The 25,317-nt window shown below is 36.1% G+C and carries 25 protein-coding genes and 1 tRNA gene; 3 read left to right on the plus strand and 23 right to left on the minus strand.

What is annotated here, in order from left to right; genetic code table 11:
* Positions 1–9 precede the first annotated feature (9 nt).
* The 3 genes from A9G35_RS05235 (at position 10) to A9G35_RS05245 (ending at position 1,318) form a co-directional block, all read left to right on the plus strand.
* Entirely contained in the window at positions 10–597 is a 588-nt protein-coding gene (locus tag A9G35_RS05235; RefSeq protein ID WP_051825423.1) for a biotin transporter BioY, read from the plus strand.
* Complete coding sequence (locus tag A9G35_RS05240) at positions 581–1,162, plus strand: YiiX/YebB-like N1pC/P60 family cysteine hydrolase (RefSeq protein WP_034947809.1); 582 nt, start codon at positions 581–583, stop codon at positions 1,160–1,162. Before A9G35_RS05235 ends, A9G35_RS05240 begins: the two co-directional genes overlap by 17 nt.
* Positions 1,163–1,242: 80 nt before the next feature.
* Positions 1,243–1,318 (plus strand) — tRNA-Asn (locus A9G35_RS05245).
* A gap of 417 nt (positions 1,319–1,735) precedes the next feature.
* On the opposite strand, the gene A9G35_RS05250 is transcribed toward A9G35_RS05245, so the two are convergent.
* The 23 genes from A9G35_RS05250 to A9G35_RS05360 form a co-directional block, all read right to left on the minus strand.
* A complete protein-coding gene (locus tag A9G35_RS05250) occupies positions 1,736–2,800 on the minus strand; it encodes a hypothetical protein (RefSeq protein WP_065635976.1) in 1,065 nt (354 codons plus the stop codon).
* Positions 2,801–2,875: 75 nt separating this feature from the next.
* On the minus strand, positions 2,876–3,127 hold the full coding sequence (locus A9G35_RS05255) for a PAAR domain-containing protein (protein WP_065635977.1): 252 nt from the start codon (positions 3,125–3,127) through the stop codon (positions 2,876–2,878).
* Positions 3,128–3,130: 3 nt separating this feature from the next.
* The gene (locus tag A9G35_RS05260) at positions 3,131–3,988 is read right to left on the minus strand and encodes a DUF6708 domain-containing protein (RefSeq protein ID WP_065635978.1); all 858 of its coding nucleotides are present in this window, start codon (positions 3,986–3,988) and stop codon (positions 3,131–3,133) included.
* Between the two features lie 166 nt (positions 3,989–4,154).
* Entirely contained in the window at positions 4,155–4,940 is a 786-nt protein-coding gene (locus tag A9G35_RS05265; RefSeq protein WP_065635979.1) for a DUF6708 domain-containing protein, read from the minus strand.
* 26 nt (positions 4,941–4,966) lie between these two features.
* Entirely contained in the window at positions 4,967–8,620 is a 3,654-nt protein-coding gene (locus A9G35_RS05270) for a toxin VasX (protein WP_065635980.1), read from the minus strand.
* A gap of 17 nt (positions 8,621–8,637) precedes the next feature.
* Complete coding sequence (locus tag A9G35_RS05275; RefSeq protein WP_065635981.1) at positions 8,638–9,315, minus strand: hypothetical protein; 678 nt, start codon at positions 9,313–9,315, stop codon at positions 8,638–8,640.
* 133 nt (positions 9,316–9,448) lie between these two features.
* Positions 9,449–9,976, minus strand: a complete 528-nt coding sequence (locus A9G35_RS05280) for a tail fiber assembly protein (RefSeq protein ID WP_065635982.1) — start codon at positions 9,974–9,976, stop codon at positions 9,449–9,451.
* A 1-nt stretch (position 9,977) separates the two neighbouring features.
* Complete coding sequence (locus A9G35_RS05285) at positions 9,978–10,709, minus strand: hypothetical protein (protein WP_218057209.1); 732 nt, start codon at positions 10,707–10,709, stop codon at positions 9,978–9,980.
* A gap of 15 nt (positions 10,710–10,724) precedes the next feature.
* Positions 10,725–11,468 carry a hypothetical protein gene (locus A9G35_RS05290; RefSeq protein WP_065635983.1) on the minus strand — a complete coding sequence of 248 codons (744 nt, stop codon included), beginning with the start codon at positions 11,466–11,468 and terminating at the stop codon, positions 10,725–10,727.
* 10 nt (positions 11,469–11,478) lie between these two features.
* On the minus strand, positions 11,479–12,267 hold the full coding sequence (locus tag A9G35_RS05295) for a hypothetical protein (protein WP_065635984.1): 789 nt from the start codon (positions 12,265–12,267) through the stop codon (positions 11,479–11,481).
* Entirely contained in the window at positions 12,267–14,711 is a 2,445-nt protein-coding gene (locus tag A9G35_RS05300; protein WP_065635985.1) for a phage tail protein, read from the minus strand. Before A9G35_RS05300 ends, A9G35_RS05295 begins: the two co-directional genes overlap by 1 nt.
* Positions 14,701–14,904: a hypothetical protein gene (locus tag A9G35_RS05305; protein WP_065574299.1), complete on the minus strand. Its 204-nt coding sequence runs from the start codon at positions 14,902–14,904 to the stop codon at positions 14,701–14,703. Before A9G35_RS05305 ends, A9G35_RS05300 begins: the two co-directional genes overlap by 11 nt.
* Before the next feature lie 15 nt (positions 14,905–14,919).
* Complete coding sequence (locus A9G35_RS05310) at positions 14,920–15,153, minus strand: hypothetical protein (RefSeq protein ID WP_065574298.1); 234 nt, start codon at positions 15,151–15,153, stop codon at positions 14,920–14,922.
* A gap of 14 nt (positions 15,154–15,167) precedes the next feature.
* On the minus strand, positions 15,168–15,974 hold the full coding sequence (locus A9G35_RS05315; RefSeq protein WP_065574297.1) for a phage BR0599 family protein: 807 nt from the start codon (positions 15,972–15,974) through the stop codon (positions 15,168–15,170).
* On the minus strand, positions 15,955–17,142 hold the full coding sequence (locus A9G35_RS05320) for a hypothetical protein (RefSeq protein ID WP_065635986.1): 1,188 nt from the start codon (positions 17,140–17,142) through the stop codon (positions 15,955–15,957). Before A9G35_RS05320 ends, A9G35_RS05315 begins: the two co-directional genes overlap by 20 nt.
* Positions 17,142–20,285, minus strand: a complete 3,144-nt coding sequence (locus A9G35_RS05325) for a phage tail length tape measure family protein (RefSeq protein WP_065635987.1) — start codon at positions 20,283–20,285, stop codon at positions 17,142–17,144. The genes A9G35_RS05320 and A9G35_RS05325 overlap by 1 nt, the downstream gene beginning before the upstream one ends.
* Positions 20,286–20,500: 215 nt before the next feature.
* Entirely contained in the window at positions 20,501–20,917 is a 417-nt protein-coding gene (locus A9G35_RS05330; RefSeq protein ID WP_065635988.1) for a DUF6631 family protein, read from the minus strand.
* A 70-nt stretch (positions 20,918–20,987) separates the two neighbouring features.
* Entirely contained in the window at positions 20,988–21,749 is a 762-nt protein-coding gene (locus tag A9G35_RS05335; RefSeq protein ID WP_065635989.1) for a hypothetical protein, read from the minus strand.
* Between the two features lie 19 nt (positions 21,750–21,768).
* On the minus strand, positions 21,769–22,218 hold the full coding sequence (locus tag A9G35_RS05340) for a phage tail terminator protein (protein WP_065635990.1): 450 nt from the start codon (positions 22,216–22,218) through the stop codon (positions 21,769–21,771).
* The gene (locus A9G35_RS05345) at positions 22,215–22,736 is read right to left on the minus strand and encodes a gp436 family protein (RefSeq protein WP_065569087.1); all 522 of its coding nucleotides are present in this window, start codon (positions 22,734–22,736) and stop codon (positions 22,215–22,217) included. Before A9G35_RS05345 ends, A9G35_RS05340 begins: the two co-directional genes overlap by 4 nt.
* A 50-nt stretch (positions 22,737–22,786) precedes the next feature.
* A complete protein-coding gene (locus A9G35_RS05350; RefSeq protein WP_065635991.1) occupies positions 22,787–23,713 on the minus strand; it encodes a phage capsid protein in 927 nt (308 codons plus the stop codon).
* 62 nt (positions 23,714–23,775) lie between these two features.
* Positions 23,776–24,135, minus strand: coding sequence for a hypothetical protein (locus tag A9G35_RS05355; protein WP_065635992.1), 360 nt, complete (start codon positions 24,133–24,135; stop codon positions 23,776–23,778).
* A 65-nt stretch (positions 24,136–24,200) separates the two neighbouring features.
* Entirely contained in the window at positions 24,201–25,280 is a 1,080-nt protein-coding gene (locus tag A9G35_RS05360; RefSeq protein WP_065635993.1) for a hypothetical protein, read from the minus strand.
* Positions 25,281–25,317: the final 37 nt, after the last annotated feature.

The following is a 25,317-nucleotide window of genomic DNA, read 5'->3' on the forward strand; positions in this document are numbered from 1 at the left end:
TAGAAAATAATGAAACAACAACTGACTTCGTATTATCCAACATTTATCACGACACTGGTAAATTTATCTTCTTGGCAACGTAAATTATTGGTCACTACCAGTGCAGCATTACTTTTAGGATTAGCCGCTAATATTAGCATTCCTACTTACCCTGTTCCATTTACATTACAATCATTGGCAGTATTGTTAATTGGTGCTTTTTTAGGTCGTAAACTAGGCGCATTAGCAATAATTCAATACCTTTTTTTAGGCGCCATGGGACTACCTCTATTCGCTAATGGTAGCGGAGGGATTATGGCACTAGCATCGCCTTCTTCGGGTTACTTGTATGGTTATGTATTTAGCGCCTATTTAGCAGGTTTTGCAGCAGAAAAAGGGTATGATCGTCACTTTATTTTGGGCTTAATTGCATTCGCTTGTGCACACCAATTGTTATTTGTATTTGGTGTCGTCTATTTAATGGGCTATTTAAACATTACACTTATTGATGCTTTAAAAGTGGGTTATTTCCCATTTGTTGGTGTTGATGCGCTTAAATTTATTATTGCAACTTGTGTAATGTTTTCGCTATGGCGCTATCGTGCAAAAAAACAATAATCTCCAATGTGGAGATATTATCTTCCAAAGCCTTAAAAAAAATAATGCTTTTAATGGCGCTGTAAGCCTTTCAGGTGCAGTGCCAAATATAGATGAAATAACCAAAAGCATTAATCATGTTGGTTTATATATTGGAAATAATACTGTTATTGAAGCAACGCAAAGCTATGGCGTGATTGAACAGTCATTGACTAATTTTATTTGTACAGCTAAGCATAACATCATTGGTAGAATCCATGATTTAGTTATTATTCAAAATGCATTAAGGCGGGTAAAGAAATGTTTAGGCTCACCTTACAATCACAGCTTTCATCCCAATGCAGATGGGTTTTATTGCAGCGAGCTAATTACTTATGCCTTTAAAACTGAGCAAGGTAATGATTATTTTGCATTATATCCAATGAATTTTAAAGATTTAACGACAAATGAAATTTTATCTTATTGGGTCGATTATTATCGCGATCTAAATCAGATTATTCCACAACAAGAATTAGGATCTCACCCACAACAGTTACTTAGACAAAACCACTTATTCAAGACCATCCTAACACTTGAATTATTCTAAAAGGAGGTAATTAACACAAAAAAGCATTTTACTATTGACATAGCGCCATTAAATCTATAATATGTGCGCTACATTTCGGTTCCTCCATAGTTCAGTCGGTAGAACGGCGGACTGTTAATCCGTATGTCACAGGTTCAAGTCCTGTTGGAGGAGCCAACTTTACGTTTTATCATATTCCAAATATTTTATATTTGTTCATAACTAAATAGTCCTTAACTAAACTTATTTAATTCATTTATCTTTTATCCTATTTTTAGGGAAGTAACTACGAAACAAGGCTTATTAACGCCCCTGCATGACTCACCTTTTGTGTTATAAAATAACTTAAATATCAGATTAAATAAAAGACTATTGCTCCTTATTGCAAACAAGCGTAGCAATAATCTGCTATTAACTTCCTGACCCTCACCAAAAAAGTAGGCAAAAGCCACTCTATGATATAAACAAAAATCATAGGAGACAAATATCATGGTCAAAATTTAGCATTAATTCAAAAAATATAAGTTATTTTGATATAAAATTTAGTCATTTTTAACAAAAATGTACCGATTTACTGAAACCTATTAGGTTATTTTAAGCCCCTTGCTTTGCACACACGAAACAACTGAAGCAACAAGTTGTGACTTGCCAACCATAACCAATTGATCCATCAATATTAAAATGATCTTTAGCTTCAAATTGAATCTGGTTAAAGTAATTCAAAATTTCAGTATTTAAATCTGGCAAAATTCCGTTATACCAAACTCCACCATAATAATTATCATTACCACTTCCCCACAATAAGGCATGATCAATAGTTTTCGTTAGTTTTGCTTTTTGTTCACTACGATGAACTTTTATTAATGGTGAATTAAATATAGGAAAAAGCTGTTCTATCTTCACATTTTCCCCAGCTAAAATTAGCATCGAAGCAAACTCACCTTCATTTTTAATAGGAATAGAAAATAGATGCGTATTTATAACTAAAAGCAACTCATCATCATGAGCACGATCATCTAACCATGTTTCTATAAATGTAGATGAATTAACTGGATTTTCAATTTCAAAACTAACTGGATAAGAAATCATTTTTCCTAATGTCATCATCCATAATGTTTTAATTTTGTCGTTTGGAATTTCAGCCTCAATAAATAATCGAACATGCAAATTTTTTTGATCTAAAACTGTTGAAAATTTAGTTTTGTATTCTTTTTCAAAATGAGTCAAAATTAATTTCAAGCGATCATCAAATCTATCAGATGTCATATCACCAAATGCAGATAAAGATGTATGGGGAATAACAATACCACTATTAGGGTGTAATTTACTTGTAATGATAAAATCATTATTAATTAAGGCATTGGCGTTTCCTGTATCGCCTTGTTCGGTTATAAGCGAAAAACCTAAAACATATAATCCTCGCTGTCCATAATTAATCAGTTTTTGTTTGCGCTCTTCTATACACAAATTCCACTGTTCAATATGAATTACACGGTTACCATATAAAAAAGCACCGTATAAAAATATAAACAACCAAGAAACAAAAGGAAAAGCAAAAAGACCTGAAATAAATAGTATATCTGATATGTCGTAAAAAAACTGAGTATAACTGTAATGATACAACCAAGTAAAATAAACACGATCAGCAAAATACCCCAAAATAAAAGATTCATTTTTTTAGCTTTAGGTAATGGGGATGGCAGTGATGTTAAATCGATAGACATTAGCTTTTTCCTACCTCGGATAATGATGACAACCACAACTGCTTTTATGACCATCTAAAGCGACTTGCTTACCTTGAATGGTAAAAGTTGAGTCACCTTCAATAATAGGATTAATACCATGACCTTTTATTGGGCAGCTAACCAAATCGCCAACTAGAGCAACAGGTTTGCCTAAAACTGTCATTGTCGATGAAGCGGTAATTACTTTTCCTCCATGATCTGTCAAATCGCCTAACCGAATAACTCCGCGTAATTTACTCATGTTTCATTTTCCTTTATTTTTTATATTATTAATTTCCACCTTTTGATATTGTGCATCTATTTTCTGATACTCTTCAAGCGAGCTCGCTTTGGATTTTTTGTCAATTTCTTCTGGCCAGTTGACTTTGATGGGCCATGTAAACTCATCTTCTGGCATCAACTCCCCATCCAAATTATTATCCGAAAACGCCATATAGCTATTTATCCACATCCATTCGTAATAGTTTAAACTGCTATAGGCTGCTAGTAGAAAGTGGTCAATCACTTTAGTAGTATTAGGCTCGCATACTACACATTCTAGACGATAGCTTCTAACCATTCCGCCACTAGCAAGAGGAACTGATACTGAGGTCATACACCCCTGAATATCTGCCCAATTAAACTCCTTAATCGTAATTTCTTTTACTTTTAAAGGTGAGCGAGTAAAAGTTGCCCACGACCCAAAATATAAAAGAAAATGGTCATAAATATAAACCTTACCTGTTTTTCGATTGAAACGAATGGGACAATCTTCAGGAGCAAAAAAAATATTCGAAGCCATTAGAAAGAAGATATACATACCAAAAAACACTAATAGACAACATGGTATAAATATAAATCTAGTTTTACTTTTTTCAAAAAAAATAATTGGTATAACAAAGTACAAGACTACTAATGATAATAAAACAGTTGCAGAAGCAATAGTTATCATAAGTATACGAAGCAAAGGACTCATCCCTGTTAATCGTCTTGAAAATTCACAATAATCATCATTAGCATAACGTAATTTTTTATTATTACTTAAATGTAATTTTGTTGTATATACCCATTTATGCAAATCCTCGCGCCATGCGGAAACTTGCGGTTGATATTTGGATGGCATTATTACGTTCTCACTTTTCTGTTTTTTTAATTGATAATATGTTCAATGCGTAGGGGCGATTTGGCGTCTTTACCTTGCCAATAGTGCAAAATGCCAATCACTTTTTTCGCTTTTACCCTTAATTCGGCAACTTTTTGGTCTATCGTCAGGGTACTTTGGAGATTATTTATTCCTTAATTTTTTTATACTCAGCATCTATTTTCTGATACTCTTCAAGCGAGCTGGCTTTGGATTTTTTGTCAATTTCTTCTGGCATCAATTCGGCATCCAAATTATTATCAGAAAAAACCATATAGCTATTTATCCACATCCATTCATAACCTAAACTGCTGCCGGCCGCCAACAGAAAGTGGTCTATCACTTTAGTAGTATTAGGTTCACATACCACACACTCTAGGCGATAACTTCTAACCATTCCGCCACTAGCAATAGGAACTGATACTGAGGTCATACACCCTTGAATATCTGCCCAATTAAACTCTTTAACGGTTATCTCTTTAGCTCTAAAGGGTGAACGAGTAAAGGTAGCCCATGTTCCAAAATATAAAAGAGAATGATCATAAATATAAACTTTACCTGTTTTACGGTTTAAACGAATGGGACAATCTTCGGGGGCAAACAGTATATTTAGCAAGAATTGAAAAAGAAAATAAGCAATAAATAATACCAATAAACTAGCTGATATTGTTATTATTCTATCATCACTTACTGTAATAATAACGAAAACTCCCATATATAAAATCCATAATGATAATAAAACAAGAATTGAGGAAATAAATGCTGTAATCCCACGAGCAAAATACCCCCCTCCTAAACGCCGTGAAAATTCGCAGTAATCATCATTAGCATAACGTAGTTTTTTATTATTACTTAAATGTAATTGCGTTGTATATACGCCTTTATGCAAATCCCCACGCCATGCGGAAACTTGCGGTTGATATTTAGATGGCATTATTACGTTCTCACTTTTTTGTTTTTTTAATTGATAATATGTTCAATGCGTAGTGGCGATTTGGCGTCTTTACCTTGCCAATAGTGCAAAATGCCAATCACTTTTTTCGCTTTTACCCTTAATTCGGCAACTTTTTGGTCTATCGCTACGGTAGCATTTGCATTTGATTCAATAGGATAATCTTTAGAAGCAACCCAGCGTACTAAATCATGATTACATTGATTGGGTGATACCGTAACATTCAGATTTTTATCGTCTTTACCTTTTTCAATTTTGACCTTAGCCGATTGCCCTTCAGAATCAGTTAGATAGACCATACAGGTATAACGGCTTTGTGCATCAAAATTGGGCAGTTTAATATGCACATGCAATCCACCGGCATAAATTAATGCGGCGTTTTCATCAGAATCATTAAGAATATCGTCAAAAAAGAACTCCATATCATAAAATTGATAATTTAAAGCTAAATAGATGCCTGAAAGATAAGCAAAATAGTCATTTAATGCGGCACTGGTGCCAACCGCGGTGAGAGGGTAAGGTTGCCCTTGTTCTGGATGCTTATGATTACCAAAATAGCAACGATTAAACCAAATTTGTAGCGGTGACCAGCGATCGGCTTCTGAGCCTATATACACCAAAATTACACCGATAACGGCAAAAGCTATAGCTAAAAGCGCAACCGAAAGGGTAAGAGAAAATATTGCGCCATACAAACCTATACCTCCAGAGATTGAAGAAAGCAAACCTCCAGAAAAAACTAACCATCCATCTGAACTATCACCATTTTTCACATAACCAACCCCTTTATAAATATCCATGACCCCGTCCAATATCGTAATAAGCGCTAGCGTTGCTCCAGTGACTTTCAGAAATTTCTCACAACCCGGTATCATGGTGGTAAAGATATTGGTTTTGGGTAATGCACTACCGACTAGCTTAATGGTGTAAGCCATTACTTCGGCCGACATTAACGACATAATTACACCAGTCTTTACCATGTCATTAAGAATTGCCTCTTTCACTTCTTGCCGCATTTCACGCCCTTCAGCCTCGAGTACTTGCCTATTTTGACTGAATAGGTGACCTTGTAAAAATATCATTATCCCATTCATCAAAACCCCTCTTGTGGCATCAAACTTGATTCGTCGTTTAGCAACTTGCTCTATTGCTTTTTCAAGTTCATCTAGGGTTAGCTCGCCACTAAATTGGTGAGCATGTTTAATTTTAGCGCCTAATACATTTTTAGCTTTGGCAAGGGTGGGTTCTTTTAAATTACCGCCTTTTTTCAACTCATCAATCATGTTATTCATTGAGGCAATATCATCAGCTACCACCATAAATTCCATTTGAACCGTTTTTTCGAGCTGTTTTTTAGTCAGTTGGCTTTCAAATTGCCAACGCTTATCGGCATCTGATACTTTTGATAGCTTATACAGCTTGGAATTTTTATCAATGCTCACCGTTGATACATCTGAATGCTCCATCAAAATTTCATAAACTTTGGGTAAGTTTTTAATTTTCACCGGTAAACTTATACGCCTATGCTCAATACCCGAAAAAATTTTAAGCAGTTCTGTGCCATGATCTTTCATTAAAACGTCGTTAATTAACTTCGCATTCTTTGGTGGATTTGCAATACCTGCTGCCATCCAATTCATTATTACTTCCATTTTATCCACAAATAAGGTGGTATCTTTCACATCAATTGGCAAATTCAAAATATCGTTAATTTTGCCCACTAATTCATTGAGAATGGTTACTTTCGTTTTGTGGTTTGCTGCATCTTGATTTTGCTCCATTTCATCAGTACGTTTTTTTAGTAACCATTCATACAGGTTATTATCCTGACCTTTTAATAGATAAAAATAGATGGAGTTTTCGTCTCGTAATAGGCTGTCCCATAAGCCAAACTGTTCGGGTAGCTTCGCCATTTGGATATTACCTTGTAACATGGCGGTAACATCTTCAAAATAGCCTAAGTGGTCTTTAGAGTAGTCGTTTTCTTGTTCACGCTTCCAAAATTCCACTTGGTTATAATCGGTCAGTTCAACTGGTGCATAAAGCGATGGTTTGTCTTTGGAGCCAAAAAGCCATGTGACATAAATTAAATAATCGATTGATATTTTGCGGATATCTTTAACAATTTCGTCAAATAGTTGTTTTCCTTCTTGGCGAAATGCATCTAGTTTACCCTTATCTAGCCGTGCAGACAGTTTTGCCCATTGCCTTTTAAATTTGCTTTGAGCTGCATTATCCAATGTCCAATGAAATCGTCTTACATCAACAGCTGGTATGGCGGATTTATGCTTTGTGAGTAGTTCTTTTTTTTCTGCTTCTGATAAGGCAACTTCTTTATATCCATTTTCTTGTAATGTTTTGATAGTATTATAATAAGAAGCCTTCGCACCTTTATAATTAGAGCTTGGTTCATAGGCGTCATAATATTTTGGTTGAGTGTCAACGCCTTCATAATCTTTGTCTATAACGTTATTACAATAGTTCTTCAATCCTTTTTTATAAGCGTCAATACAAGACACAATCCTGCGTTTATAGCCACGCTCAGTAGAAAAATATTTATGATAATATTTGGAGGTATTTGTATTGGGTCTTAGGGGGACTGTTATTGCTTGTGACTGTGCGGTGTCACTTTGATTGTCATCAATATTAGGATTTATAAGGCTTTGAAAATAGTCTTTCGCATATGGAAATAGCTGTGGTAACTCATCAGACGCATTTAACCAGTTATCCGATGGCGTATAATCTGCTATTTTTTCGTTATAGGCATCAGTTAATTTTTTCTCTATTTCTCGTTCGTGCTCTAAAAAGGCATTATTAATAGGATCAAAGTTCCGAAATCGTTGAGCATTTAGCTCTTCGGCTATGCCGAAGGTGTCTTCTAGCACAATGCAACCTATTGTACATTGATACTGCTTTTCAAATTTTGCGGCTATATTTGCAATTGCGTTTAAATTATCTTTATCTGAATAATCATAAAATTCATGTGCACTTGGAAAACGTACGTTAAAATCTTTTTTGTCAAAAAAAAACTCAGGTAAATAAGGTGCTTTATTCTTGTCAAGTAAATCGTTGAAAGCAAAGCTACGCCCGTCGGTTAAAGCAGTAGGGTCGTTTCGGGTTTTATCGTTTATCGTTACTTTGGTGAATCGTCTTAAATCGGCATCTGGAGAACGGTAATAATCTTCAATATCTTTTGACCAAGCTCGACGGCTATAAGCTATCCATACCGTGGCATTTAATACATCAATATTGGCAAAAATAGCAGGGATATTGTGGTTCTTTTCAGTGCATTTTTCAGCTAAATCTTCAATTTCGTATTTTTTCATATGGTAAATGGATCGATGCCGTAATGCTCCTTTCGAGGTCACTTCGTAGCCTAATAATTTTCGAATGCCATTTTGTTCCATTAATACATAAACATATCCTTTGCGTAGCATTCTTAAAGCGTATTTATGCTTCGTTAGTGCCACGTTAGGGCGCCTATCAGTCAATTTAGGTACACTTTCTGACCAGTCTATACCGTGGTAAGCATTGGGATTAATAACCGATTGACGGACTAAAAAAAATGGCATGCCGTTTCGTTGACAAGTACCACATCCACCATCGGCCATTGCTGAAGTGTTTTTTGCTTCAGTAAAAATATTAGGGTCGATTTTTTCCATGATATATTCCTTTGTTATTATTGTTCTAGCTCTATTTGACTTAAATGCTGTGCTAAAGTGCCCGGTTCATCTATTGCGTTCGCTATCGCGGCTTTTAACGATTTGGGATCTAATCGGTTTTTATAGCGCATAAGCACTAATGATAAAGTAAATAGATCGTTGCTATCTTCTAACCCTTCTATTTTTGCTTTGTTATAAAAATCTGCTAATAATAATATGTCTGAATCTTCAATATTTTTATTTTGATTTTCACAGATATTTTGCCAAGCCACGGTTAAATGATATAGCTTAACCGATTGTTTTAAAAAAGTTTTAGTTTCTTCTGTTACAAATAGATCAAAGGGTTCAGGGGTATAAGATAATGATTGAATAACCTGCAAATGATTGGTGAAGGATGTAAAACAGTAAGTACTACAGCAATTTAATAAAGTTGGTAACCAATCAGGACAAATTTTATTGCCTTCTTGCAATAAAAACATTCTAAACGGTTCATAAAAAGGAACAAAACGAACTCCAATTAATTGACCTAACTTTAAACCGATGTTAATCAGTTGCTCACTTAAAAACTGGGGGGCGTTTTCGCTAACTATACAGCCACACAAATATCGTTTTGGTAGCGAACCTTCTTCCTTTAGTTGATTACTAATAAAATGAACTAATCTTTTATTGATTGGTTCATCAGGTTTTGCGATCACAACTAACTTTGGGCAATGACGTGGATCGTGGGCTAAATCAGGTCTTAGTTGATGCGGCGCGTGATAATTATTGTTTAAATTAATTGATAATTAACCACGCCGTGTATTTCTATATTTGAAAATAAATTACATTTTACGGTTTTGTTGGGAAAATTACATTTATATCTGATGTGTCGATACGAGTTAACAGAATTCTATATTTTTTCCAATTCTTTAATTTTTCTTCATCACCATCTTCAGCCATATCTAAATCAATAGCGTCGAGTAGTATTGATATTTTCTCATTTGCTTCATTGAGTAATGCGTTTTTCAACGATTGATTATTTTTGATAATGCTTTCATTTTTAGTATCATTATCCAATACCCATTTTGTGCCATCCCACTTACAAAAATCGAATGGTTCTAACTCAGTAAAACCATCTCTAACCTCACCCAGATAATCAATCTTAACGGGTGCTTTTGTTTCAATGTTGTATACTGTTTTTTCTCGATGGTCCTCAACTAAAACCCACTCGCCGTTTTTTTCACATGGCCAATATCCGTCTTTGAATTTTGGTTCTACGCGCAACGCATTATCAGGCGGTAGCGTATTATCGTTAGCTTCGAGTTCATGAGTAAACGGTTTTAGCTCATTTGTGTTATCAAAATAATAATTAATCATATTAAACTCCAAGATAGATTGCGGGTGTCATACCGATATTTAAAGGTCTGTTGTCGTCACTAGTAACAGGTGCTACACGTGATGCGTCAAATGTTATAGTTCGTTCCGGAAAATCAGAATCAGTAGCATATGTGGCTGCATTCGAGTGTCTGTTATTTAATCCCGATCCAGCAGTATTCGGTTCACCAACATGAAAAACGCCAACTCCAACAGTTCCACGCCATTGCATGACATTATAAAGTTGTCCCCAGATATTACGAATTGCATCATTTTCAATACTACCAACTTGCCTGCTAGTTCCATTAACTGCACGCTCAAAAAAACCTCTACCGTCATCCGAAAACGCGGTTGGGACATTGATATATTGTTGACCGTTAATTACTTTGATTGTGATTTTGTAATCTTCTTTGTAGTTTGCAGATAAACTATTTAACGCTCGACCTTGGGGTGAATCGAGTAAATAGTTATCACCATTTCGGAAATACCAGCCATGCGGTAGTTCTGATGCTCTGAATGCCATTAGCTTTTGTTCACCAACAATGTATGGTTTTTCAGCTCCAGCAATCATCAAGTCCCAAAATTCATTACTGTTAGGATTGATATTTTTTACAGTTTTTTTTGCGATAAATGCAGAGCCGTCAAAACCAACAACGTCATCTTTTGTATATGTTGTTGAACTGTTGTATGTTCCACACCAGTTAAATCTGATGTTACCTAAGTTTATTGTCGCCATTTTTACCTCTCTTTTTTATATAACCATCAGTAAGTTTTTATTGTTAACAGTAAATTCACAGCCGCCAGGAGCAATCACCCATTCTAAAAAGTTCTCAATATTTAATATGTTGTTATCTATATTTCCTGCTGTTTCTAAAATCAATTTTGCACCATCTTTTTTAAAACCATAGAATTGTGTAGCTACACTTTGTGCTATTTGTTTAATGCTCTCAATTTTTGCTATAAACTCGTTTGAATTTTCAATGACTAGCCACGGCTTTCCGTTGTTCATTTCATCAGTCACATTAGTTTCAGGTAAAACGTGATGAGGTAAATTACCTGCCCATGCATAATATTTTTTTGTTTGTTCATCATAAACAATTTCATTTCTTGTATTTATAGAACATCCATCATTGAAGTTACCAATTGACTCATAGCCAATCTTAGCCTCGATTAGCTTGTTTACTTGTTTTTGTAGTTTTTCATCATTACAGTCGACATACTCTTTATTAACGGCATCGTTTTTGTTTTCTGGTTTTTTTAAATTTTCGATGCGATTACACTTAGCATCAAAATTGGAATTATCTTTAGATGCAGATAATGTAAACTCTAATGCACTATTAATTGTATCAATTTCTCTTTTTAAATATTGTGTTCTGTTTGCTAATTCGTGATGGGGCTTGTTTGCTATACCACGCACACCACCGCCGACGCGGTCTTTTCGCTGAATGAGATATACATTATTTTCCCATGTTGCTTCTTCAATTAAATGTTCCATTATGTTTCCTCTAATATGCAAATTGGTATCGTTCATCATAAGCAATTTCATCATCGTATAAGATGTCGTTGAAATCATTAAACTGTATTATTCTGCCGAATAGTCCAAAATCTGATTTGGGATTTTTTGATAAATCAGATAATAACTGTAATGTAGTTTCAACATTTGAAAATTCTGATTTATCATCAATCAAGCTGATAAATTCAATGGGATCTAATGACAAGCGATAAAGCTCGATGTTGATTGGTTTATCGTCTATTATGTTTTTTCCTTCATATCGAAGTGAAAAATCGTTAGGCTCATTATTTAAAATGCTAATACCGCTTAATCCTGAATAATCATATTCAACTAGAAGCCGTTGCGATTTTGGTTTTGTTATAAAGATAATTGAACCAGCTTTACAATCTACAATGTAATCAATATTTTCATTTAGATTTTCAATAAAAACGTCTCTTATATTTTGATGTTGTAAATAGATTGTCATGCCTGATTTTATATTTCTGAACTCTTCTTCAGTCCAACCCTGTTGATGTGATACAGACTTTCCTCGTAACAATAATTCAAGATTTTCTAGTGAACGATCAAACCAAGTTGCAGTAACGTTTCCCCCTGTGAAAGTAATAAACCTTTTGCCGTTAACTAATCGTCCACCAATACTGCGTTTACTATATTGTTCTTCAAATTCAAAATTGATTTTTAACGAAGATACATCACCAACCCATCGCCATTGATGATCATCTATTATAGGTGCTAAAAACACTTTTCCTTGACCGTAATAATATTCACTTTGATTAGACATTATTTGCTCTCCACAGTGATATGACCTTCAGGCAGTGTTGTTACAAATTTTTGTAATGATTCATAACCATCTCGAATGCTATATAAAGTTAAAATGTGTAAATCATCATAAATATAGTCTTCATGGGATGAATACGGTAATAATATGAATGTATCAGTGGTACTAAACTTCCACAGAATTTCTTTTGTATAATAGTCAGCAATTTCTATTTTATAGACAGTGCCATCTTCAGGGCCTATATTATCTGATAAACAATCAATTAACTGATCTGCTTGCAATACTCTGTCACGATGTGAAAATGTTAATACATAATTATCGGCTTCATCGATAGAATCGGGGTATAAGACTTCGTTTATTTTTATATTTCCCGGCAAATAAGGGCGTATTTGTCTATTCGACATTACAACGCTTTCTATTGGTGCTATTTCTTGATTTAACACTCCTATATTTGTTTGTGTTAATAGTCTTACTTGAACTTTTTCACCTGATAAATATTCAATATTATCTTGGTATATCGCGTTCATGTAGTAACGGATTTTAGAACCACATTTATGGGAACTTGGTAGTGAGTCAAGGCAACCTCGTCCCACTGTAATTATGTTATTTTCAATTGCATCAACACGCATGAACTCATCATTAATTAATATTCCTTCACCAATGCTTGGTTGACAATCAGAATTGATTTCAAATTTTGTTGTTAGTTTTCCGATATCGTTTATTAGTGTTGCTTTTGGAGTCCAATCTCCTTGACTTTGTGTAACAAAGTCAGTTCCCATTGCACGAGATTGTAAAATATAATTAATTGATGCTGAGGTTGGTGCTGATGCCATAACACCTATGTATCCTGACGATGGTTTTACATAATCTAGATCCGCTGCGCTCAATGTTGATACAAGAACCGCATAAGGTAATTCAATAAGTTGTACATCATTAACTGCCCGAATTGAATTATCTGGTGCTACCCATTCGCTTGTTTGTTGTGATGTACTGTAAGATGTTGATGACAAACTAAAAACATCCTGCACGCCAGTTATTAATAAAGCACCATCATTTTGTTCTTCTATTTTTCCGACGCGTAAAATCATATTTTCAATATCACGGTCAGGTAAAGATACACGGAAACACGATGCCGGCTCTAATATGCCGCCACGTCTATCAAATTTAATGATTAAACGTGTAATGCCCGCTGCATTCATTTCAAGATCTCGCTCAGCCACGCGAGCGGCCAGTTCTTGTGTTGGCACTGCTTTATATTCAACTGAATTACTAATTAAACCGACTTGTTGAATTGATGCTAGATTTTGAGCACGAACAGTTCCATCTTCATGTGTTACAGGATTACTATATGTAACAACTATTTCATTATATGTAGCATCATTACTCGCTGAATCATCATCTTGTACTGATAAAATACCGTTATCATAATTAAATAATGGTAATTTTTCTGGATCATAGTCGTTGCGAATCAGCTTTAATGTTAATTTCCCGGTTGATAAATCAGCATATTGAGCAGCTCCAATATGGTCTAAAATTTGCTGTATAAATGTTTGCAGTTGGTCTTGTCGGTTGTATCGAAAACATAAACCAAACTTTTCATTAAATAGTGTGTCTGCCACTTTTTTAAAACTTTCAATATCGATTTCATCCCAGTTTAAGCCACGTCCCCAATCTCGATTGGTTGCGCACTCGAATAATATGTGTGCAGGATTCATTGCATGAATATTACGAATATTATTAGTTACTGCTGCACGCAACTTAGCAAGCTTTTGTTTTATTTCCTCAATTTTCTTTTTTTCTTTCTCTTTTTTCTTCTCTTCTTCATTTTGTTTGGGGGCTTTATTATTACCTATACCATTGATATTAGGTTTTAATTCAATTTCATTTTCATTTTTATTTTTGTTTTCGTTCATTAAAAGGAGAATTAAATCTTCAACAGGTAATTTGCTTTTTATCTCATCTTCAACACCAATAATTTCTGATGCATCGTCACGCAACATGATTGTGCATTTTTCAGGATACCAAACATTTCCTTTATCCCAACCTTTCGCTGTACGACGAACTCGGTAAGACCAAGGTTTTGGTGATGCACTGTAACAACTGATTAATCCTGAATAAAATGTTGTGACCAAACCACGAAATCCCGGAATCAATCCTTTTAAAATACTTTTTAAACTATTTGATGGAGTTTGGTTTGGTTCACCCATCATTATTTCAAGGTTCCCCTGAATACCACCTTCACCACCAGTGTCCTCACCACCAAATAAATTGGGTTTATTTATATAAATAGAGCAATTCGTATTTGCTTCGCCTTCTTTTCCCAACCACACAATTTTCTTATCAGCTGTAATCGCAACAATAGAATCAATTGGACCACGACCTAACCCGCAAAATAAATCCCATGAATAACGATATCCTACGGTAACCTTTTTCTTTTTAGATCCCATTTGACTTCATCCCTGTTTTTGCAATATTGACAATATGTAGTGCTAACGCATCACCTGTTTTTAAAACTATTTCTGAATCAATATATCCATCACGAATAAACGCATTTAAATCCAAGTTATAGCGTTTAAAAAACTCACGTAATCCTCCGGCACAACCACCGCCCGCACGAATATGTTCCATTGTTATTTTCATAATAAATGCTCCAATTTACTTACGAATTGCACTATAACGATAGTTACCGTAACCCAGTACAAACCAATCCGCAGTCCAACAGTCACCGAAAAAAACACACTGAGGAGTGCCCTCATCAGGTATCGGCATATTCCAATCATCTTCGGTTGCAGCGGTTGGACGATTACTTTTTGGTTGTTTCGCAGTAACACGTGCAATCACATAACTGGCAACAATAACAGCAACAAATTTAGCAACAGCCCACCACATAAAATTCCTCCAAATTAAAACAGTTTGACGATTGTGAACGGTGAAATGCCCGGAATGTGTGGCTGTCCACCATAATTGAGATGGTTATTAAATTTTTCATTGCAGGTTTTGATTGTTTTGTCACATCCTGGATACAAGTTAATATGCATACCTTTATGTAAACCTTGAGTTCCCCCTAAAATACCTATCACATTATTAACATGCGCTTTTAATCCGCGTAGCTCTTTAATCCCATCAATGTAAAATTCCATATATCCACCAGAAAAATAACCTGATGCAATATTCGATATATTTACAGTAATATTTGCTCCATCAAGAGCAATGATTTCAATATTGGCCACTTTGTAATTATCTTGCCAAATTCGACAATTGTGGTCATAAAGGGCATAGGGGCATGAACGGCCATAAGTTAATCTTAAACCGCTTCGTTCAAACGAACTTGCGACACTTGCCGTAATTAACTTTGCTTTTTCAATTGATTCACGCTTAACTTCTTGAATTTTTCCAACCCAGATAACTCTAAATTCATTGTCATTTTCGTGTAACTGATACATTTTGATTACCACGGGTTTAGTCGGCGGTACTCCACGAAATAAACGAACTACATCAGATGTTGACGGCAATGTAATTTCTAGACTATTACCCGTGCCTATACTTAGTCCTGTATTACTGATTGCTTCACTTATCCACGTCACACCATTAAAATCAATATTTCGGTCAGCATTGGTATAGCGATAATATTTTTGTTCATTACGAATAAATTCATATAGCGTTAATGGTTTACCATTATTGGTTGAATACTCAAATTGATTCCAGCTCATCGCGTACTCCTCTAAAACTACAAGTTATATTGGCTAGTCCATCGGCATCAGTAACATGTTCCCAGCTGACAGAATCGGAATCTAATCTACACAGTGTTAAAAATGAGACTGACAAAATATCTTCAGCATTTGCATTGATTGATTCATTGAGCAATAAACGCTCAATCTCATCAGAAACGATAGCGATAAGTTCAATACGACGATATAGCTCATTGCCATTACATAACGTGATAACTAAATCTTTTCGACCAAACATTAATCCAATTTCATTAAATCCCGTGTTTTCAACTTCAAGAACTCGACCATCAACAGTTAGAACATTAAAATCGCTTGCTTGACTTGAAACCCAAATATTTTTTTGACAACCATTTAGATAATAAAACAATTGTCGTAATTGCATTTGCTCAACTCGTTCCGTTATAAACCATCTAAATTCCTGAACAAAAAAGGGCAATCTTGCAGTATCTAATCGACTTGGAATACTTGAGCCATTATCTAGTTCTAATAAAAATCGCTCATATCGACCTTTTAACGATTCTGACCAATCCGGATGCATATTTAACACAGGAAAATGGCGATAAATGGGTAAAAATGAAATATTGTTACTAAATGCGTTATGTTCAGTAATTCGAAAACGAATTTGCGCACTTAATAAATCATCATTATATCGAGTCAATTCTGGAACATCTGTTAATACAGCTAATCGAGTAGGATAAATACATGCACCGGCCAAAAAATTTGATTTAACTGGATTAACTAATGTGATTGAATCTGTGCTTATCGCTGCGACTTCAAGCAATGCTGTTTGATTAACATTGTTAATCTCACTTTTAATTAGTACTTTATTACCAACTACAAAATCACGACCTATTGTGCTGCACGGCAGAACTATAGCCCCACGATTGACATCATCATTCAAATAGGTAACATCAGTATAAATAGGCAGATACCACGAATTACCACCAACAAACGCCAATCGATTCTCAAATTTGGAACGCTCACTACCATTAATTAAAATAGAAAACTCAAATGTACGACGAGGTGATAACCGTCTAGCAATGCGTTGTTCTGCACCACTGTACGATTGTAAAATATCGGTTTTCCATTCCAGTATTTCTGTTATGCCATTAGTCCAATCGGGAGCAGCTTGCCATAAAAATTTTTTCATTATGACAACTCCTGTTTTAGCGTTTGGGAGTTTGCACGAATCCATGTCATCATGGCACGAGAACCAGCAACAGAACTAATACCTGATTTCATCATTTCACCGCTATCTAAAACCAAAGTTTGTTGAATAACCGGTGCCGATTGTGCTTGGTTAGTTGCTTTTGATGATGAGTTTTCATCATATAAATTGGGTGCTGTTGGTCTGCTAACATTAGAAACTAAACCGCCAGTTGCGTAACGATGCAATCGCCCAGTATTAATCGCATGTAAATAGTCAACACCATATTTTTTAACTGAGGCAGCTTTAACAACATATTCACCGTTAGATAGTTTTGCCGGAATCGAGTCAGACGTTGATGTTCCGGCTCCGGTTATATAACCACCTGTTGCAGCAGCTACTGCTGCCGCGCCTATAGCAGAACTGCCCGCATTTGCACCAGCACTAGCACTTGATGCTGAAATCATTGCTGCACTAATAATTTCACCTGCTGTTGTTCCGGCTGTAATCATTGATGCCGAAATCGTTTCTGCCCCAATACCTGCTGACATAGAAATAGAATCACCCATTAATCCAGCACCAGTTGCCGAACTGGTTGCAATTGCTGTTTCCATCAGTCCTGCTGAAGCAGCAGCATCAGTGGCAGCACCAAATAACGAACTACCTAAATTTGATAGTCCATTCATTGCCATATCTGCTAAACCTTTTGTCGCAACTTGCGCCATCGACGATAAAATACTTTGCGCTAGATTTTTTAGTGCATCTTTTAATTCAAATGTGCCTTTTGCCAAACTATCTAAACTACCTTGAATGCCACTTTGCAATCCGTTTTTAAATGCATTAGTAAGTGCATCTGTGGTTTTATTTAGTTCTGCAATTTGTAGTTGTAATGTTGCCAACGCTTTTTGGGCATTTTCGCCAGCTTGTCCTGGTAATTCAGTCATAGCTTGCAAAGTAGGTAAATATTTGGCAAGTTCTTGCGCTGTTTGCTTGTGCAAATCAATTAACTGGCTTTGCGCTTCAACTTGTGTAATTAACCCACTTGTTACTTGTGCTTGAATCCTTTGTTCTTTCGTTGATTGACGTGATTGTGCTTGCTGAATTTTTGTTGTGATTTCATTTAAATTTGCTTCAGCTTTTTTCAGGGGTAAAATTTGGTCGATTAAGTCGATACCTTCTCTGTTACCCGTTTTTTTAAATTGTGCTAATAAGTTGTTATACCATTGCTCAACTGTGTCATCACTAGCTTTTGTACCAAGTAATAGTTCATTTAATTGTTGCTGCAACGCTAGATTGGTTTTGTCATTTGTTAATGAAAAATCAGTTTTTTTGTTATGTTTTGCTGCATTTTTAGCGTCAACTTGTTTCGCTAGTGCAATGGCTCGGTCTTTTTCTGCTTGTGATGCATTTTTATACTGCCCTTCATTGATTTCATGCATCACACGTTGCAGTTCTGTTGTCAGTTTTAGTGATTTTTCAACCCCTTTATTGTATTCAAGAATACCTTTATCAGTAATATTTTTAACATCTTTATCATATTGACCACCAGCAAATGATTTTCCGTCACTTGAAGTAACGCCCTGTGCTTGCAAATCTTTACGGCCTTTTTCATTAGCCCACAGCGCTTCATATTTTTTACGTAATTCATCAACCGCCTTGGCTTGTTTTTCGGCATCAGTTGCATTTTGTTTATGAAGCTCGTCAAGTTCTTTTTGGGCTTTTGTAGCTTCTTTTTTTACTTTGTTTTCTTTATTTTCAATTTCGGCTTTTTCTTCGATTGCTTTTTTTTGTGCTAATAAATATTGCAACTCCTCTTCATCGAGAGATGTCCATGGGACAGCAAAACCATCTGGAGTTATTTTACTGTTATATTTTTTGTTTTCTTGTAACTTAGCAATTTTTTCATCAAGGGTTGCCATGCCCATATTAATTTTCAGATCTGTTTTTAAATTTTGACCAAAATTACTAACTTCTTTTGTAAATCGCTTCCAAGCTGCGCCTAGTCCAGTTAAATGATCTTGCATATCATTTACTCGCTGCTCCATTACTTCTGAAAATTTTGTTGTTGCAATCGCTATTGCTTCTTCAGTATTACCTTGTGCTTCTAATGCTGCAATGTGTTGGTATGTCGCTAAATCTAGCCAATTATATTGACGTGAGGTTTCCATAGCCCAATCAGCTACACTATTTTTCATCCCATCAAAAATTTTAATCGAATCTTCAGCACTCTGTCCTGTCAATGCCATCAAATGCGCTGATGCTGTAGCAATATTTTCAATTGAACGTACTGATAACGACCCTGTATTGGTTAAATCAACAATGATTTTATTAACATCTTTGTAATCGCCATTAATTTTACCAATTTTATTTGAGATCTCATTTAATCTACTACTGGTAGTTCCAGCATAATTACCCGTTGCGATTAGTGCTTTATTGAAACGATTTTGTTCATCATTTAATTGACTGATGACCTTAGTCACTCCATAGATAACACCAATAAACGCACCAACCGACAATGTAGCTGCACTAAATAATGGAGGTAATTTACCTGTCATATTTGCAATTGAAAATAATGAGTTACCAATGCCATTAAAATTACCAGTTGCAAGCTGCTTGGACATCATAAAAAATGTTCGGTGGGCGCTTTTAGTATTCAACTCTAATCTTTTTGTTCCATCATTTAGTGACTCAACAGTTGATAATGCAGCACGTTGATTACTGATTTTTGATAAATAATCATCAAACGTATCACTATCAATTACTCCCGCTTTTTTGGATTTTCTTAACTTGCTTTCTAATTCATCTAAACGACTTAGACCTTTTGTCGCTGGATCAATGCTAGCAAGTAATTTATCTAAACCTTGGCGCAGTTTTTCAACTTCTTTTTTATGTGCTTCAGCTGCTTTAGCGGCAATACTCTGTGCTTTAGCTTGCTGTTCGGCAGCAGCGGTAGCTTGCGCACTACGGTTCATTGCTTCAGTTTGTGCCATATAAACATCTCTCATGCTTTTGGCACTTTTTTTGTTAGCATCTTGAGCAACATTTGCTGACTCTTTCAGCTCAGCATTTAATTGACTGATATTATCTTTTGCTCTATTCACGTCAGCAGTGAACTTCATTGCAATATTCATATCGTTATTAGCCATTATTTATTGCTCTCCGCGTAACTGTTTTACAAACTTAGTAACTTGTTTACCACCATTAAAGCCAACACAAATATCTTCAATTCGGTTAGCTCGTTCTCGGTTTTGTAGCTTAATTAATTCATCGTAATACAGCAGTAACTGACGTTGCGTGTAATGCGGTAACTGCTGTGCATCATGTCCATTTTTAATTAGTAAAGTAAAAACCTCACTCCAGCTTACTGATTTGCCTGTTTTGTAGCGTTTTGCCGAATGATTTTGCGAGTTACCGCGTTCATAAAAAAACGAGAATTAACAACCCACCACCAGTCTAATAATTGCAAACCCTCTTCATATGACAACGCTTCAATAAACGAAATCGGTTTTTGAATAGAGGTACTGATTAATGAATAAACTAGCTCTAGGTTATTCATAATGATTGAGTCCGCTTGCTCAATCGTGATTTTGTTTGTGCCATTCATTTCATTCACAATTAATGCAACAAATTGGTCAATTTCGTTACCAATTGTTAGTGCATCTTTAAATGAATATTCACGTACTGTAATTGTTTCACCAGCTAGGGTAATTTCACGATTTGGCATCAATGTTGCTAAATCATTTGATTCTTCTTTTGTTGCTGTCACTTTTTCTGCCATTTTATTTGCCTACTATTAAATTTAGAGAATTGAGTAATTAGCGGTGAATATTCACCGCATAAGCAATAATTTATTTCGCTTTTTGAACGTATGATCCAAAATAACCAAGCGAACTATCCTTGTTTTGACTCATATCAGCTAAGACCGTGGCAGTAAGTGGTAATTCACCGTATCCCTCATTGTGTAGTAACGAGAAGTTAGAAATTGGGTTGAATTTAACGCGGAATAGCTCCACAATTACATGTTCATTTTCACGGTCAGTATTGATACCATCGAGCATAAACCAACGTTCTGGTGGTTGACGGGTAAAAATGCCCAAGCTTTCAGTCTTAGCGTATGAATAATCTACCGTTGCTGTTAATGCCTGTGTAGTTAGTAACTTGATTAATCCAGCATGAGCTGATTCGATTTCATAATCCGTACCTAATACTAATATGGTTCCATCAGCAATTTTTAACTCAACATCGGCAACAAATGGATGGGCTAATTTGATGCGGTCACCAATTACCAGACTTTCAGGTAATTTTTCATCAGTGACAATACCCGCATCAACAGTAATTTTTTCACCATAAAGCGCTAACGCAATGTTTTCGATTGACCAATCTTTTAACGTAAGATTTAACGTACCACTTTTACCCAGTGTTAATTCACCAACTTGTAGACGTTGTCCTGTATATGATTCATTTTGTGTTACCGTTTCAACACTTAGTTCCATTTCACAGGAATCAGCCGTACCCACATGCCGAAAGGCATTAGGTCGAACAGGTGAACTTGCGGTATTACGGGTGGCAAGATTTATGGTACCTTGCAAACTCATTAATAAATCTGACATATCTTTCTCCTAAAACTATTTATCGGCTACCAATAAAATGCTGGGTTTGAAATGAATCAATCCAAACAAGTACGCCGTTTTGAAAACCTAACGTTTGCCCACCAACCCATGTGACTGGACGAACTCCATCAATAAACTGAACTGTTTTACCAATCAACAAATCACGAACCGCACCTATAACGGGGTTTGCTAGCTGTTTAACATTTTGAATATTGGTTGCTTGACTTGAAATATCACGTGCAACAACCACAACACCAAAATTAACACTTACTGACTGCCGTGTTCCTGTTGGCTTATCGTTCGGTGTTTCTTTGCCAAGCAAAACGTAAGCAGCAGGTGTTGGCGCCGATGTTAAATCAGTCAGCTTGCTGTATTCAGCACTGGTACCAACAAACACTAAGGTTTTATCAGGCATTAAACCTTTTAATTTTTCAGCAACAACTGACACATCAAATGGTGCGCTACTCATCGTCCAAAATCCCGTAATGTGTTCATATCAAATACACGAACAGGTCCAGTCTGTTTTGGTACACCACCTGCGACAGGCAAAGCATCATCAATACCAAGCGAATATTTCCCTTCAGCTACCATTTTTAGAAAGCCCAGAACTTGTTTGTAATCACGCACGATAGGATCGCTTTTTTCATCAGAAACACGATTGCGATGCAATTTGTAACGAACAATAATGCGTGCCCAATCAGTTAACAAACGAGGTACCTTAACTAAGGGTAGCCTGTGTCCACGTTGCCGTAAAAAGCCGTTTATTTCAGCTTCAGTATCAGCTATTGATTCATTAATGCGTGCGATTGCTCGATTTGCATTAATAACATCATCAGGCAACCAACTTGAAACATCACCACCATTAATAATGACTTCCAACAAATTAGCATCTACGGGCATTTCACCATCTTGAGCAACCAATTGGGATAGCTCAACGAGTCCTGGACGTTCGGATAAATTTAGCAATGTAATGTATGGAATATTCATCATCTTTACCCAAACCAACGATAAATTACCGTTGGTTGTTGTTCACATTATTAACTGTTTGTTGGAATAACATTTTCAAACAAATAGCCCGCATCTTTAGCCACAACTAGCTCTTTGACCGATTCACCGACTCGAACACGTTGGCCACCACGTAAACCGATATCAGGATCAACAATCGAACCCGAAACACGATCTTTAAATTGGGCTGTAAAGCCAAACGTCACACCACCTTTAGTATTTGCTAATTTATTGCGAACGGTGAAACTAGCTTTATTGCCCCATGCACGTAATAGGGTTGGTGATTTACCTGGTTTTGCACTATTTAGGAATGCATCACCAATATAAATCGCTTCTAACTCTAATAAGTCAGCTAAAAAACCGAGCGGGACAAGACCGTTTTCACCGGCATTTCCATGATATGCAGCAACAATTTTGGGATGACGACGTAATATTGTTGCAACTCGACGACCTAGTGTGCCAATATTAGGTCGCACAATCATTGAATCAAAAGCGTCTGTAATTAAACCAATCGGATCACTTTTATCATCGTTCCACTGTTGCGCTGCTGTTAAAGTTTTGGTGTTGGTGTAGTTACTTGCATTAAATAGTACATTAGCGGCTCGAACTTCACGATCTAACAAAATTAAATCAGTCGTTGCTTCGACTGCATGACCGAGCGGGTTATGTCCTGTGATTGCAGTATCAATATCGTCTTGTGGTACGGGGCTATCTAGTCCATAATCAGTCACTGAACTTTCTTGTTCTTTGGCGCCAAATTCAACTTGATTCGGTTGTGACGTCCGCCCAACTTTAGTATCTGGGAGCGTAAATCGCTCTGAAAAATCGTACTCCAACCATTTAAAAGACGTGCTAGAAACAGGCACACGGGGCAAAACCTCATCGGCAATTAACTTATTATTACGGTAAGCGATAGCAATTGCAGTCAACTGCGGTTCAACGGGAAAAGGGCGCTGCATATAAAACTCCTTCTATTAAAAACTTGTTTATTAAAAGTCATAGACCATTCATTAAATAAAAATTAAGCTTGCTTACTTGGTACAATCCAAATAGCGCCTAACTCATCGGCATCACCCGCAACTTCGGCATAGCCAATAATAAAATCACCTGACATTGCTTTTTTAGCTCGACCATCCGCATTTGCTGTGATTGGATCACCAATCGCAATTGTTTCGCTATAAAAAACTTGTGCCAACCCACTGCGCACAACATCAAACACTTCACCGTCACCGCCACCAACAATTGTTGATACACCGATTAATAATGCGTTACCGTCAATCGCTGTTTTTGCTAGCCCATCTTCACTACCATGGCACACAATTAAACGGGGTTTGACTTCGCCTTCAGCGGTTTTTGCTACTGTTAATCCTGGAATATTCATATAAAAACCTTTTGGTTAAAATTAAAATGATGCTGATATTAATAATCAGCCTGTAATTAATGCTCTTACTTTTTAGCTTTGGTTACATGCGTAACAGCTTGGCTAATTGAAATTGTATTACCTTTGTCTGCCTGTTCTTTTTGATAGGCTTTGGCTGCATCAGCAATGACTTTTGGATCTTGTTTATCAACGTTATCTTCACTATCACTAGCAGCCGATTTTTCAGCAAAGTTCATAAAAGCAGGACGTTCTGAAAGTACTTTTTTGATTAAATCAACTGGGGAACTGTTGACCGTTGTATCACCTTCAGCAAATGAGATCGGTTCATTGCCTAGTGACATAAATACTTCAACGACTGTAGTTTTATGTGTTGGTAATAATTTGCCAGATTTAACTAATTCATCAGCAAAAGCGGCAAATTCTGCCCGTTTGTTAGTTTGTTCTTTTTCTAGCAATGCTTGTTCACGTTTGGCTAGTTCAGCATTTTTAGCGTCAATTGCAGCTTGTTGTTCGGCAAAGCTAGCGTCTAAATTAGATTGTGGCATTTTTTCTTTCTCCTTTTGTTTTTGGGCGGATATTGAACGCAATGATTCAAGGCGCCATTGAGGTAAAAACAAGTCAGCACTGGCAATGCCTTCTTTCTCAATCAAGAGGTCACGCAGGTTAGACAAAATTGAAATCAAATTCTCATCAAATTCTTCATCAGCCATCGAGAACTCTGCGGCACCTTGCTCGCCATCAGACTCCGCAAAACTGGCGTCAGGCAAACCTTTAATAGCAGGAGCTGCTGCACCTAAAAAACCAATATGCCGAGCATAGTAATGACCGGGTTTAGGATTGCCTGGTGAGTCGGGTAAATAGATTGATAAAGAACGTTTTTTATAACTGCCCGCATTATAGGCTTCAGCAAACTCGGGATTAATCTGATCTAACTTGGCATAAACCAAACCATCTTTTACTTCAAATGATTTTGCCCATGCATACGCAGGAGCAGTTAATTTGGGGTGACCAATTACAGCAGGTGCTTCTGACAAACTTGGATCGTAGCTTTCTGCTAAATCAATACAGTTCTCTAAAGTAAAAGTGATTTTTCGACCATCTACCGCAGTATGCGTACCAGGTTTAAAAACGGGAATAAGTGCCATAAAAAATGCTCCAATAAATTGATATAGAGCATCATGA

Origin of the sequence: Gilliamella sp. Choc5-1, assembly GCF_001690595.1 — a bacterium.
Lineage (GTDB): Bacteria > Pseudomonadota > Gammaproteobacteria > Enterobacterales > Orbaceae > Gilliamella > Gilliamella apicola_M.

Bases quoted from the DNA above. Each gene is read 5' to 3' on its own strand.
- A9G35_RS05310 (WP_065574298.1), bottom strand. From the start codon at position 15,153: ATGTGGTGGGCTGTTGCTAAATTTGTTGCTGTTATTGTTGCCAGTTAT.
- A9G35_RS05340 (WP_065635990.1), bottom strand. From the start codon at position 22,218: ATGAGTAGCGCACCATTTGATGTGTCAGTTGTTGCTGAAAAATTAAAA.
- A9G35_RS05255 (WP_065635977.1), bottom strand. From the start codon at position 3,127: ATGAGTAAATTACGCGGAGTTATTCGGTTAGGCGATTTGACAGATCAT.
- A9G35_RS05235 (WP_051825423.1), top strand. From the start codon at position 10: ATGAAACAACAACTGACTTCGTATTATCCAACATTTATCACGACACTG.
- A9G35_RS05345 (WP_065569087.1), bottom strand. From the start codon at position 22,736: ATGAATATTCCATACATTACATTGCTAAATTTATCCGAACGTCCAGGA.
- A9G35_RS05260 (WP_065635978.1), bottom strand. From the start codon at position 3,988: ATGCCATCCAAATATCAACCGCAAGTTTCCGCATGGCGCGAGGATTTG.
- A9G35_RS05315 (WP_065574297.1), bottom strand. From the start codon at position 15,974: ATGAGCTGGAATCAATTTGAGTATTCAACCAATAATGGTAAACCATTA.
- A9G35_RS05330 (WP_065635988.1), bottom strand. From the start codon at position 20,917: ATGGCAGAAAAAGTGACAGCAACAAAAGAAGAATCAAATGATTTAGCA.
- A9G35_RS05280 (WP_065635982.1), bottom strand. From the start codon at position 9,976: ATGATTAATTATTATTTTGATAACACAAATGAGCTAAAACCGTTTACT.
- A9G35_RS05295 (WP_065635984.1), bottom strand. From the start codon at position 12,267: ATGTCTAATCAAAGTGAATATTATTACGGTCAAGGAAAAGTGTTTTTA.
- A9G35_RS05305 (WP_065574299.1), bottom strand. From the start codon at position 14,904: ATGAAAATAACAATGGAACATATTCGTGCGGGCGGTGGTTGTGCCGGA.
- A9G35_RS05285 (WP_218057209.1), bottom strand. From the start codon at position 10,709: ATGGCGACAATAAACTTAGGTAACATCAGATTTAACTGGTGTGGAACA.
- A9G35_RS05300 (WP_065635985.1), bottom strand. From the start codon at position 14,711: ATGGGATCTAAAAAGAAAAAGGTTACCGTAGGATATCGTTATTCATGG.
- A9G35_RS05265 (WP_065635979.1), bottom strand. From the start codon at position 4,940: ATGCCATCTAAATATCAACCGCAAGTTTCCGCATGGCGTGGGGATTTG.
- A9G35_RS05350 (WP_065635991.1), bottom strand. From the start codon at position 23,713: ATGCAGCGCCCTTTTCCCGTTGAACCGCAGTTGACTGCAATTGCTATC.
- A9G35_RS05335 (WP_065635989.1), bottom strand. From the start codon at position 21,749: ATGTCAGATTTATTAATGAGTTTGCAAGGTACCATAAATCTTGCCACC.
- A9G35_RS05270 (WP_065635980.1), bottom strand. From the start codon at position 8,620: ATGGAAAAAATCGACCCTAATATTTTTACTGAAGCAAAAAACACTTCA.
- A9G35_RS05320 (WP_065635986.1), bottom strand. From the start codon at position 17,142: ATGAAAAAATTTTTATGGCAAGCTGCTCCCGATTGGACTAATGGCATA.
- A9G35_RS05325 (WP_065635987.1), bottom strand. From the start codon at position 20,285: ATGGCTAATAACGATATGAATATTGCAATGAAGTTCACTGCTGACGTG.
- A9G35_RS05290 (WP_065635983.1), bottom strand. From the start codon at position 11,468: ATGGAACATTTAATTGAAGAAGCAACATGGGAAAATAATGTATATCTC.
- A9G35_RS05355 (WP_065635992.1), bottom strand. From the start codon at position 24,135: ATGAATATTCCAGGATTAACAGTAGCAAAAACCGCTGAAGGCGAAGTC.
- A9G35_RS05360 (WP_065635993.1), bottom strand. From the start codon at position 25,280: ATGGCACTTATTCCCGTTTTTAAACCTGGTACGCATACTGCGGTAGAT.